This is a genomic window from Peribacillus muralis, from assembly GCF_001645685.2.
Classification (GTDB): Bacteria; Bacillota; Bacilli; order Bacillales; family DSM-1321; genus Peribacillus; species Peribacillus muralis_A.
The window spans coordinates 15925-28844 of sequence record NZ_CP017081.1; the positions used below are offsets into that span (position 1 = coordinate 15925).

Annotated in this window: 10 protein-coding genes and 1 pseudogene; 4 read left to right on the plus strand and 7 right to left on the minus strand. The window is 37.9% G+C overall.

Translation table 11 applies throughout. From position 1 onward, the window contains the following. Positions 1 to 120: 120 nt before the first annotated feature. A pseudogene (locus ABE28_RS24775) lies at positions 121 to 735 on the plus strand (LysR family transcriptional regulator). A 185-nt stretch (positions 736 to 920) separates the two neighbouring features. On the opposite strand, the gene ABE28_RS23910 reads toward ABE28_RS24775, so the two are convergent. The 3 genes from ABE28_RS23910 to ABE28_RS23920 form a co-directional block, all read right to left on the minus strand. Further along, the gene (locus ABE28_RS23910) at positions 921 to 2108 is read right to left on the minus strand and encodes an MFS transporter (RefSeq protein ID WP_064464658.1); all 1188 of its coding nucleotides are present in this window, start codon (positions 2106 to 2108) and stop codon (positions 921 to 923) included. Between the two features lie 40 nt (positions 2109 to 2148). Next, positions 2149 to 3603: a glycoside hydrolase family 1 protein gene (locus ABE28_RS23915; RefSeq protein WP_064464660.1), complete on the minus strand. Its 1455-nt coding sequence runs from the start codon at positions 3601 to 3603 to the stop codon at positions 2149 to 2151. Between the two features lie 195 nt (positions 3604 to 3798). Continuing rightward, on the minus strand, positions 3799 to 5643 hold the full coding sequence (locus ABE28_RS23920; protein ID WP_064464662.1) for a beta-glucoside-specific PTS transporter subunit IIABC: 1845 nt from the start codon (positions 5641 to 5643) through the stop codon (positions 3799 to 3801). A gap of 714 nt (positions 5644 to 6357) precedes the next feature. Here ABE28_RS23920 and ABE28_RS23925 point away from each other — a divergent pair. After that, entirely contained in the window at positions 6358 to 7266 is a 909-nt protein-coding gene (locus ABE28_RS23925; RefSeq protein ID WP_064464664.1) for a LysR family transcriptional regulator, read from the plus strand. 281 nt (positions 7267 to 7547) lie between these two features. Here the strand turns inward: ABE28_RS23925 and ABE28_RS23930 are convergent, their stop codons facing one another. Both ABE28_RS23930 and ABE28_RS23935 read right to left on the minus strand, forming a co-directional pair. Next, on the minus strand, positions 7548 to 9083 hold the full coding sequence (locus tag ABE28_RS23930; protein WP_069191729.1) for a flotillin lipid rafts scaffold protein FloT: 1536 nt from the start codon (positions 9081 to 9083) through the stop codon (positions 7548 to 7550). Positions 9084 to 9100: 17 nt separating this feature from the next. Continuing rightward, a complete protein-coding gene (locus tag ABE28_RS23935; RefSeq protein WP_064467381.1) occupies positions 9101 to 9622 on the minus strand; it encodes an NfeD family membrane protein in 522 nt (173 codons plus the stop codon). Between the two features lie 459 nt (positions 9623 to 10081). Between ABE28_RS23935 and ABE28_RS23940 the strand changes: the two genes are divergently transcribed. Then, complete coding sequence (locus ABE28_RS23940) at positions 10082 to 10654, plus strand: biotin transporter BioY (protein ID WP_064467380.1); 573 nt, start codon at positions 10082 to 10084, stop codon at positions 10652 to 10654. A 276-nt stretch (positions 10655 to 10930) separates the two neighbouring features. Here the strand turns inward: ABE28_RS23940 and ABE28_RS23945 are convergent, their stop codons facing one another. Both ABE28_RS23945 and trhA read right to left on the minus strand, forming a co-directional pair. Next, positions 10931 to 11419, minus strand: coding sequence for a YusW family protein (locus ABE28_RS23945; protein WP_064467379.1), 489 nt, complete (start codon positions 11417 to 11419; stop codon positions 10931 to 10933). Between the two features lie 117 nt (positions 11420 to 11536). After that, entirely contained in the window at positions 11537 to 12181 is a 645-nt protein-coding gene (trhA, locus tag ABE28_RS23950; RefSeq protein WP_064467378.1) for a PAQR family membrane homeostasis protein TrhA, read from the minus strand. A gap of 154 nt (positions 12182 to 12335) precedes the next feature. Between trhA and ABE28_RS23955 the strand changes: the two genes are divergently transcribed. Next, positions 12336 to 12920: a DUF2087 domain-containing protein gene (locus ABE28_RS23955; protein ID WP_064467377.1), complete on the plus strand. Its 585-nt coding sequence runs from the start codon at positions 12336 to 12338 to the stop codon at positions 12918 to 12920.

A 12920-nucleotide genomic window follows, 5' to 3' on the forward strand; every position in this document is an offset into this window, starting at 1 on the left:
TTTGATATTTATTCTAGCTTGTTTTTTACATACACCCTATTACTTATATCTTATATCACAATATGCTTAATGAGCATATCTTAAACGTTTATCTAAAACATTATAAAGGATGCGTGATAGATGGAATTTAAAGTATTGTGATATTTTCTTACTCCTGCAAGAGAAGGAAGCATTACAGGTGCTGCTATTTTTTTGCACGTGACACAGCCAACCTTGTCAAAACCATTAAAAGATCTTGAACAAGAGTTAGGAAAAAAACTAATTATTCGCAGTAGTCACAGGATCATGCTCACAGGTAAAGGAATGCTCCTGCGATATGGTTGATAAATTAGGTGTAGAATTTAGTTCTATGAAAGGAAAAATAAGTGGTGACGTTTATCTAGGTGGGGGAAAGGGACGCCATAATTATATGGTTCGCTAATCTGTTGACGACAGGCTATTAAACAGACATTGCCTAAAAATAATTTGCGGATTGGTTTGATGAAGGTTTTGATGAATTAAACGGCGTAACTACATACAATCTTACATATAATGCTGCAATGCTTGTTGAAGAGGGGATTGATTAGGCAATAACCCTTGATAAAATTGTGAAATAATCTAGTTTTAGTAATCTTTGTTTTAGTCCCCTAGAGCCAAGACTTGAATCTAGCTAAACTATTGTTTGAAAAGCATCAGGTTTTCCCCGTTGCTGCTGAATTGTTTTTAAAAGTTTCAGGGGAAATTTTAAAAATTTAATTCACTTATATAGGATTTTTATAACATATACCTCTTAAATAAACACTTTTGTTGCTTTGAAATAAAATTTATTCCCTCTCTCAATCCAGCCTTTAACGATAAATAAAAAGAATCCATTTTGATAAAAGATTAATCAAAATGGATTTAGATTTAAAATCGTTTTTTTAAAATAGATTGATTATTTTCTACCTACAATGATCACTCTCTATTAGTTGATTTGTTTTAGGTTTATACCTATAATTTCTAAGTAAAATACATATAAAACCTAACACTAATGAAAGAACACCTACGAATAAAATATACTCTGTACCAATTTGTGCGATAATGATTCCGGCTACAGCAGCACCTATGGTTGTACCTAAGTTAACGGAAGTTAAGAATAACCCATTCGCGAAATCTGGAGCTTTGGGAGCAGAAGACATAATCCAATATTGATTAATGTTTGCACCAATACCTCCAAGTATCCCCCATACTAAAATAATAATAGCTGTAGGTACAGTAAGCTCTCCCACAAAGAAAAAGATCATATAAACAGCAGATAACACAATAGGAAAGATTGTGACTGAACGAATTGGATATTCCGTAAGTAGTTTGCCTGCGATAATATTCCCAATAATATTAGCTAAGCCGTAGACAAGTAACATGGCACTGATTATATTTAATGACATATCCGTTACAACATCTAAATATTCAGCAAGGTAGCTATATACTCCGAAAATGGCTGCGTTTAAGAAAAGAACTGCCAAAATAGAGAGCCAAGTGATTCCATGCGTTAAAATCTTTAGCTGAGAACCATAAGAAAGTCTTTCCTGCACAGGCATGGAAGGTACAAATAGCAAAGTCGCAATAAACGTAAAAATGTTTACGACAGCGAAAAAGGACATTGCTATTTCAAGTGAAACCGTATTGGCCATAAAGCTTACCACAGGAACACCTAGAACCATACCTGCGGAAACTCCTATAAAAACTTTAGAGATGGCTTTTGGTGCTTCCCTTTCACTAACAGAGGCAGCAGCTACTGATAAAGCAATAGAGACATATACAGGGTGGAAGAAGGCAGGAATGACTCGAGCTAGTAAAGCTACTGTAAAATTGTTTGTAAAAATGGAAATAACATTACCAACAATGAAAATAGCAAGTACCAGTAACATGACTTTTTTTCGATTTATACCTGAAAATATTAATGGTAGAGTTGGACCAGAAATGGCAATTGCTAGCGCAAAAAGACTCACCATTAAACCAGCTTTAGAGACACTGACATTAAAATAATCCGCTAAGGCAGGGAGTATACCAATTACGCCCATTTCGGTATTGATAATCCCAAATACACCAATTGCTAAAATAAATATAAGTAAACTTTTAGAATTCTTCATAAAATAGTGTTCCACTTCCTTTAACCATTCATTTTGACGATTATTCTAATTTTGCTCCATTTGTAGCGATGACATCCTTATACCAATAAAAAGATTTTTTCTTTATACGATCAAGAGAACCTTTCCCATAATCATCTAAATCAACATAAATAAAACCATAACGTTTGCTCATTTCACCTGTAGAAGCTGCTACTAAGTCAATACATCCCCAAGGAGTATACCCCATTAAATCAACTCCATCTTCCATAGCATCGTGCATGGAGATAATATGTTTTTTTAAATAATCAATTCGATAATAATCGTTAATTTCACCATTATCATCTATTTCATCTTTTGCACCGAGCCCATTTTCAACGATAAATAAGGGAACTTGATAGCGATCCCAGAGATCATTCATTGAGATCCTCAACCCTAAAGGATCAACTTGCCATCCCCACTCACTGGATTCTAAGAATGGATTTTTAACTCCTTGCATAAGATTTCCTGAAGCTGGATCGCTCTTTTCAGAATTGGTCACATTAATTGCCATACTCATGTAATAACTGAATCCGATATAATCCACCGTATTGTTTTTTAGAATCTCTAAATCTCCATCTTTAATTTCTGGAACTTTTGCATTGTACTCTTTTAGTAATTGATTGAAATAGCTTGGGTAATATCCACGAACTTGAACATCACTCGTAAAATAATTAAAAGCTCGTTGCTTTAATTGGGAAGCAAACTGATTTACAGGATTCGAATCAAAAGCATATAACGGTGCATAAATCTGCATACACCCTACTTGGATATCTCCTCTTAGCTCATGAGCAATTTTTACTACTAAAGCACTCGCAACAAATTGATTATGCCAAGCTTGAAAACGATTTGTATAGTCTTGAGCTCCTGAGGATACAACCAGCCCTTGAGATAGAGCCGGAAATTCCATTGCAGAATTGATTTCGTTAAAAGTCATCCAATACCTCACTTTATTGGCAAATCGGTTTAAGACAACTCTTGAAAAATTTTTAAAAAAACCAATCAGCTTTCTGTTTTTCCAGCCACTATAAACTTTTGCCAAATGAACTGGCATTTCATAGTGAGATATTGTTAACACAGGCTCAATACCGTATTTTAAACATTCATCAATCAATTGTTCATAGAAAGAAAGTCCAGTCTCGTTAGGTTCTACTTCATCACCCTTTGGGAAAATTCGGCTCCAAGCAATTGAAAATCTGTAGGCTTTAAATCCCATTTCTGCAAATAAAGCAATATCTTCTTTAAATCGATGATAATGGTCAATACCAAGATGGTTTGGATAATTGTATTTGTTTTGATCTATCTCCCAATCAAAGTCTGGTGAAGCAATGATTGAAAATCTATCCTTACCTCTAGGCATTGTATCAGCCACAGATATTCCTTTACCATCAGCATCAAACGCACCTTCACACTGATTAGCTGCTGTTGCTCCTCCCCATAAGAATCCTGCAGGAAAGACTGTTTTTTTAAAGTCACTCATTTAATAATTCCTCCTTCATTCTTTTAATGTAGAGTAGGTCATTTTCTTTAAATTACCAGAAATAAAAATAGCTATTAAACTGTAGGATTCAAATTGTTCTATTTTCCCACATTTTAAGGAAATCAATTTAGTATAAGTGACAATATCAAGGAATATAAAAGTTTGATATTGTAACATCACTATGCATAATCACAACTAATTAGCGACTAATCTTAATAATTCTTCTTTTGCTTGAACGGTATCGGATTTCAAATCAATAAACTCAATATAATTATCTGTATTGGTTATGATAATCGGTGTAACTACCTCATAGCCGGCTTCTTTAATTTTCTTGACATCAAAATCAATTAAATGTTGCCCTTGAGTCACTCGGTCTCCTTGCTTAATCGCAGAAGAGAAATGTTCTCCTTGTAACGAAACCGTATTAATTCCAATATGAATTAATACTTCTGCGCCTTCATCCGATTGAATACCAATTGCGTGATAGGTTGGGAACACCATCGTCACAACACCATTCACAGGAGAGGTAACTCGTCCTTCTGTCGGCTCTATCGCAACACCTCTTCCCATCGCATTGGAAGAAAATACAGAGTCATTGACTTCATTTAATGGTTTAACTAAACCGGATAATGGACTCAAAATCGTTTCATTTTTTTCAGAAGATGGTTCTGACTCTAATTTCTTTTCGTCCATTGCTATTGTTTTCTTATCTTCAAAACCTAGTACAAGCGTTAATCCGGCTGAAACTGCAAATGCTACAAACATGGCAATAACATAAGAAATTAATGGAGAATATATAGGAACACTCAATATTGAAGGAAAGGCATATACTGTGGCTACAGCTCCAAGTAAACCACTGACACCTCCACCAATTACCCCACCTATCGCTATATAAATAAGCCCGCGTTTATACCGAAGTGCTAAACCGTAAAGGATTGGTTCCGTAATTCCTGAAAGTAGTCCAGGCATCAATGTTGAGCCTGCAAGTGCTTTTAATTTTTTATCTTCCGTTTTTAAGAACACCCCGAATGCTAAACCGATTTGTGCAAAGACAGCCGCAGACACTAATGCAAGAATCGGATCTCCTCCACTTGCTAAATTTTCAAGAATAAAAGGTGTAAACCCAGTGTGTATTCCAAACAAAGTAAGGAAGGTCCAACCTCCACCCAAGATAGCACCAGTTAATACTCCAGTTTCTGCATATAAGAAATTAATAAATGTTCCAATCGAATTTGCTATATATATACCAACAGGACCAAATGCTATCATTGTTAATGGCACGATAATAATTAAAGCCAACATAGGAAGCATAAACATTTGTAAATCTTTATGAATGATTTTTTTTAGACATCTATTTAATAAAGCATAAATAGTGATTGCGATAAAAGCTGGAAATACAGATGAAGCATAGTTCACTAAAACAACAGGGATGCCAAGGAAATCTGTTATATCCCCACGAACTTGTAACAATCCTATGAAATTAGGCTCTAATAATGTTGCTCCTATCATCCCACCTACATAAGGATTTGCACCAAGCTTTGTAGAAATTGTGATACCTAGAAAAATGGGGAGGAAATAAAAAATCGCATTCCCGGCAGCTAATAAAATAGTGTAAGTTCCACTGTCAGTTGATAGGATATCGGTCATTGTTAAAAGAGCTAATAATGCTCTCAGCATACCTGCCCCAGCTAGCGCACCAAGTAAAGGCGAGAAACTTCCTGAGATAACTTCAAAAACCTTTTCAATAATATTTACTTTTTGCTTTGATGGTGTTGTATTATTTTTATCTCCATCGATATTTACAGCGGATTGTATTTCTTTAAAAACTTCAGATACATGGCTTCCAATTACTACTTGAAATTGGCCGCTATTTACAACAACACTCAACACACCATCTAAATTTTCTAGTTTTTCTTTATCCGCTTTCTTATTATCATGAAGGTTAAATCGTAATCGCGTTGCACAATGCACGACATTTTTAATATTTTCTTCTCCACCCACGAAGTAATTGATTTCTCCTGCTAGCTTTTTATAGTTCAATTTTTTCACTTCCTTTTATCAATTAGGGGTACAGTACAATAAAATGGAATTTAAACTGTTAAATTATAAGATTTTAAAAATTGTCTCTACCTGTTTATAGGAATTTTTTCATAGCAGTTGTGTTGTAGGAAAAACCATTATTTACATTATTGAACTATCCATCAGTCAACTTTTTGAGTTGGGCGAATGAAGATCTCACATACCACAGCAGTTTCAGGTGTACTTATGGTATAAGCGACTACATTAGTTGTATGAAGCTCAGTATCTCCCTTTCCTGGTGAGATAAACGTGCTTCGAAAAGTGGTGCATATGACTTTATTCCAGCGTAGAGTACATCTACACCACCATATTTTTCAACTGCCAAATCAACAACTGCTTGAACACTGCTTTTTTTCGTAACATCTGCAACAACGTAATAAAGGCAGCGTTTGTTTAAAATTTAATAAGCGCTTTCAATCGACATGACGAGCGGCAATGACTATTTTAACCCCTTGTTCTATATTCCTATTACCAATTCCAGTTGATGCCGAATATTACAACAATTTTATCTTAATTAGTAGAAATAATAGATAACATCATCCTTTCTTCACTCAATATAACTTATTCTAGCTGTGCCATTTGTTTATAACAAATACTTATATCAAATATCAAGACATGCTTGTTAAGCATTTCTGAAACGTATATACTAAAAATAATAAAAAGGAGGCGTAATAGATGGAATTTAGAGTTTTGCGATATTTTCTTACTGTTGCAAGAGAAGGAAGCATTACAGGTGCTGCTAATTTTTTGCATGTTACACAGCCAACCCTGTCAAGACAATTAAAAGATCTTGAACAAGAGTTAGGAAAAAAACTATTTACTCGCAGTAGTCACAGTATCATCCTCACAGATGAAGGAATGCTCCTCCGAAAGAGAGCAGAAGAAATCGTTGATATGGTTGATAAATTAGGTATAGAATTTAGTTCTATGGAAGAAACAATAAGTGGTGACGTTTATGTAGGTGGTGGGGAAACGGACGCCATGAGACTGATTGCACAGGTAGTAAAAGGTTTACAATTACGTTATCCAAATATACGGTATCACCTGTACAGCGGAAACGAAGACGATGTGACTGAGCGGCTTGACAAAGGATTGCTTGATTTTGGTATTTTAATTGAACCAGCTGATTTATCTAAATACAATTTTATCAATATCCCAACCAAAGATGTTTGGGGCGTTGTTATGAGGAAAGACAGTCCTCTTGCTTTCAAAGATACCATTCAAGCACTGGATTTATTAAATTTACCGCTAATCTGTTCACGGCAGGCTATGAAAAAGACATTGTCTAAAAATGAATTTGCAGATTGGTTTGGTGAAAATTTCGATAAATTAAACGTCGTGACTACCTACAATCTTGCATATAATGCTGCAATCATGGTTGAAGAGGGTATTGGTTATGCAATAACCCTTGATAAAATAGTAAATACGTCTAGTGAAAGTAACCTTTGTTTTAGACCGCTAGAGCCAAGACTTGAATCGGGCTTAAATATTGTTTGGAAAAAACATCAGGTTTTTTCCGCTGCTGCTGAAATGTTTTTAAAAGAAATACATGGAAAATTTTCATATTCTTTATCGGATGGTTAGGAATATCAAGGTGAATTACTTAAACTATAGAATTACCAAAGTTAATAACCATCACATCAATGCACCTAAATCCGGCAATCCCCAGCTTAACGGTTGCCTAAAAATCTTGGAAACATTTGAAGTCATAATGGAAAAAACGAAACAGTTCTTTCAAGATCTTGAATAACTTTCTGCTTCACGTTGAAAAAATTTGATTTGTTTATGTTTGCCGTCTTTGATGAGCTTTCAAAAACCTAAAAAGGTATCGGATTGGCTTTCATTCCGATACCTTTTTATTTCTCCTATAACTCTTCCTTGCCTGCTGCCATATCGATGTTCACTTCAGGATTTTCTTGTTTGATGGCGGCTACTGATATATTGCGCTTCCCTGAGAAATTCTCAAGCAAGTCTTTGACATCGATGCCTGAAGATGCCTTTAGTGATTCCTGCAATGTGGCCATTAAATTCGTTGCATAACCCGTCACTTTATTGGCCCCGCCATTCGCACCGCTTCCGCCTGTATCGACGACAGTGATTTTGTCGATATTGCTAAGCGGGCTTGCCACTTGTTTGGCGTATTCCGGAAGCATTTTCAGGATCATATCCATGACGGCTGCCTGACCGAACTGTTCGAAGGCTTCGGCAATCTTCTGTTTGGCTTCAGCCTCTGCCACCCCTTTTAAACGGATGATTTCGGCTTCAGACGTACCCTGTGCCCTTTGTGCGTCCGCTTTGGCTAGACCATCCATACGAACGCGTTCCGCTTCCGCTTGTGCCATGGCTTCGATTTTATACTTATCGGCATCCGCTTCCGTTATCTGTTTCATCTTATTGGCGGAAGCTGCCTGCTCTACCGCATAACGATCGGCATCCGCCTTTTTCTTCACTTCTGAATCATATTGCTTTTCACGGCGAAGGATCTCTTTTTCCTCCAGCTCGATTTGCTTTTGCCTCTCGATGATCCTGATTTGCATTTCCTGCTCGGTTACATCCTGTTTGGAGCGGGCGGTTTCCAAGTCGTATGCTTGGTCAGCACGAGCTTTGGCAATATCTTGCTCACGCCGGAATTCCGCTACCTTCAGTTTGTTGATTTTTTCGGCTTCGGCTATTTCAGTCGCCCTTTCAAGCTCGGCTCGCTGGGCTTCCTTCGATGCTTCGGCCCGCTTGATTCGCGTTTCCTTCTCTGCTTCAGCTGTAGCGATATCGGCATCCCTTTTCACCTGGGCGATTCTTGGCTTACCAAGAGATTCAAGGTATCCGTTTTTATCACGAACATCTTTAATCGTGAACGAGACGATAATCAGCCCCATCTTCGCTAAATCCTGTGAGGCTACCCTTTGCACTTCCTGGGAAAACTTTTCACGGTTTTTATAAATCTCCTCGACTGTCATCGAACCAAGAATGGAACGAAGATGACCTTCTAACACTTCGCGCGCTTCCTGTTCACGGTCATCTTTGGATTTTCCGAGAAATTGTTCAGCCGCTGTGGCAATGTCGGTGATCGAACCGCCAATCTTGATGATCGAGACACCATCCGCCATGACAGGAACCCCTTGTTCCGTATATACTTCCGGAGTCGAGACCTCGAGTTTGCTAGAAAGCAAACTTAATGGTTCCGCTTGCTGGAACACAGGCAGGACGAAAGCTCCCCCTCCGCGTACAATCTTAATTTTATTTCCTGATTCGTCGACGTGGACATTTTTACTGCCCAAGTAGCTTCCGGTTACAATCAAGGCCTCATCAGGACCCGCAGTACGGTATTTCGTAACAAAAACAGCAATGAGTGCGATCAATAAAAATGCCACAATGGCAACGACAATCCAGATTAAACTAAACATAAATGACCTCCTACCCCTTATTCATTCTCGTGGGGAATGACATAGATTACCCCGTTTTTCACTTCAATGATCAAGACTTTCGTATTCGAAACAATTTCTTCATTCTTATAGCTGGCTGCAGTCTTCGCAATGCTTCCACTGATGTTTTCGATCAAGACCTCCCCGAACCCATCAACCGGGACCGATGTCAGGACCCTGCCGACCCTGCCTCTCAGATCGTTGTCATGAAAGGCTAAACTTTCCTCTGCAGATGAGATGGGAATCAACACGAATACGTTCAGTAGGGTGACGATGGAAATTGAAATTAGCAGGGAAATCGCGGCATTCATCACACTATTGATTCCTGTAAGCGATTCAAGCAAAAATCCACTTGCAAAAAAGACCGTTAAAAAACTGAAAATGAGTGTTGGATTAAATATATCCGGTAGTTCAAGGCCAGAGAATATATCATTAAACAAAATGAATAAGAATGTTAGCCCCCCGAAAATAATTAATCCATATAAATAGATCGTTTCTAATGGAACTCCGAATAACTCCATCTCTTTCATCCTTTAAATTTGATTTTCCTAGGCAGCAGTCCGCCTTTAACGGCCTAGGATAGCAATTTGCTGCGAAATGATAATGATGTTCGTGATATATGATCCCCTCCAATTATGCTGCATACCTTTAATACGGGTGACAGATCGGAAAGTTTCATTTTTCTCCCACCTTTAGAATAATTTATCCAATTCTTTCGGGATGTAAGACTTATTAATGGGGAAGAAACCGGGCATCCAATATATACATATGAAAGTCACTTTGATCTCCCAAAATTAGCGAAGAATTCATTCATTTGCTGCCTGAGGTCAAGATTAAGCATTTTTTCACGTTTTACAAACGAATTTTCAGTGGGTCTAAGGTACTGCGAAGCATAATGTTATTGACAGTGCTTACGTAACATATTAAAATTCTAATATGTTAACTATAATTATAATAGGTTTACAATAGGAGGAAGCATAATGAAGGAAAGTCATGAGAAGTTAAGAATGATGATGGTTACAGCTTTGTTTGCAGCACTTATCGGAATACTGGCACAAATTACGATTCCATTGCCATTGGTACCGATCACAGGACAGACATTGGCTGTCGGGCTGGCAGCGACAATACTTGGTTCACGTTATGGAACATCTTCGGTTTTGCTTTACTTATTCATCGGAGCCGCAGGAGTGCCGGTTTTCGCTGAGATGTCCGGCGGGCTGGCCAAAATATTCGGTCCAACGGGCGGTTACTTATTATCCTATATACCAACAGTCTATATAACAGGCCTGATATTGGAAAAAACCCGCTTCACCGTGCCAATGGCTTTCCTTGCAAATATAATCGGTATGCTACTTACCTTGATAATCGGAACGGTTTGGTTGAAATATATGAGTTCGCTATCTTGGACAGTAGCGTTTGCCAGTGGTTTTGCTCCATTTATCATCGTCGGCATCCTGAAGGCTTTCCTTGCATCCTGGCTTGGCATCACGATTCGATCCAGATTAGCAACAGCCAATATGCTTCCCAAAAAAAATGCGACACTTTCCCGTTAAGCTTTACCTAGGCTAAAGCAAGAAAGGGGATCGGTTTTCGGTCCCTCCCCCCCTCTTTGTTATCCATTTATGAAATAGAAAAAAAAGACCCTTATAAAAGAATCTTTTTTACATTTATTTATTGCGGTCCTATCCCCATAAGTCCGAATATGATAGCAAATATATGTTATCCCCTTTGCTAACCGTATCCATTTTACTATACGATCGGCCATTTGACAACCGTTGAGGAAATATAAGTAAGCCTTCATATTAATGGTGGATACCTTTTTTGCGTCTTTATTTATTGTTCACTTTGTACTCTTTTTTCGTGCCATCATCAAAAACGACTTCTAAATCAAACTCTTCATAGTCATCCTTCAAATTAAACACTTTTGTCACTTCTTGAATGACTTCCTCATCTTTGGAATCTTTCGTGAAAGTCAATTTCTCTAACATAGGAGTCAATTCTTTCATGGCTTCATCACCAAGAACTTTGTGGTTGTTCGCTTCGTCTTCAATGGAAGCTTCCGTTTGAGCCCCTGTAGCATCATATTCTGCTTCATAGTCGTTATCATTACCTGGATAGTCAACCTCCAATTGGAAGTCCTTGAACGCGAATGGTAGCTTTTCATTATTATTATCCGTTCCCGTTTCAGTATTCGTGTCCGCTTGGTTTTCATTTTCCTGAACCGGTGGATTTTTCACTTCGTCCTTGTCTTCCCCGCATCCAGCCAAAACTAGCATGGCCGCAAATGGTACTGATAATACTTTCAATGTTCTTTTCATTGTCATTTCCTCCTTGGAAGTTTGTATACCTTATCTATTTCCTAAAAGAAGTCTTTTAAAACCAAAAACCTTTTAGATTTCCTAAGGTAAGCCAAATGAAGGAAACGCTGGAATGACTTATAGTGGAATGATATAAAACAATACAGCAAAAAAGTGTGTGACCGAGCCACCAAGAACGAATACATGCCAAACGGCGTGGTGGAAGGGAAAACCGCGCCATACATAGAAGATTGCGCCAAACGTGTAAAGCAGCCCCCCTGCAATCAGCAACTGGATGCCAGCAGAAGGCATCGTTGCAGTCAGCGGACCCCATACGATCACGATCATCCACCCCATGGCGATATAAAGAATCGTTGAAAGGAATAAGAACTTTTTCACATAGAAAGCTTTGAAGACGACTCCAATTATCGCGACTCCCCAAATGATCCCTAGCAACGTCCAACCGAGGGTTCCTTGTATTACAAGCAGCATAATCGGCGTATATGTGCCTGCAATGAATATGTAGATTGCTGAATGATCGAAGATTTCGAATAAATCTTTTGTTTTCCCCTCCGGAAAGCTATGAACCAGGGTAGATGATAGATATAAAAGAAGCATGGAGACGCCATAAATGACTGAAACGACAACATGCCAAGGCGGTCCCTCCTGTGCCGAGTGTATGATTAAGAATACTAGGGCGGCAATGCTCAATAACGCACCGATTCCGTGAGTTATCGCATTGACCACTTCTTCTTTTTTCGTATAAATATGTGTATTGGCCATGTTACAGCTCCTAACTCTTTCATTAACATTATTTGATATCTTTATTATACATCAGTTCAGTCATAGCCATGTAGGAAAGTGAATATTTACTTGAAAATGGAAGTTAATTAGATTATTATCTAATTAGACAACAATCTAATTAGGAGGTACAGGCGTGCAAATAGAAAAATTGGTCGCATTCCATAAAACGATGGGCGATGTGACGAGAATCAGGATTATATCGATTCTCGCAAATGGACCAAAACGCGGCCAGGCAATAGCAGGCATATTAAGTCTGACCGCCCCAACCATATCACATCATCTGACTAAATTGAAGGAGATTAATTTAGTGAGAGATCGCAGGGAGAAAAATTCGGTATATTATTTCTTAAATGATGATGTCCTTCAGCATTATTCTCGGGCATTGCCTGAAATGATATTAAAAAAAGGGGAATCCAAGATGGATACGCAAAAACTGTCAGGAGAGCAAAAAAAGATCCTTGAAAATTTCCTTACGGCAGATGGTCGATTGAAAACCATTCCAGCACAAAGGAAAAAGAAATTGATCGTTCTTTATCATATAGCTAGCCTTTTGGAAAACGGTCGTAAATATGAGGAAAAAGACTTGAATTCATTCATTCAAACCTTTCATGATGATTACGCAACGATAAGACGGGAGCTTATCATCGGAAGCATCATGTATAGGGAAAACAGCATTTATGAACTGAATCCCCGCGAGATGTGGGCCACTATCGAGTAA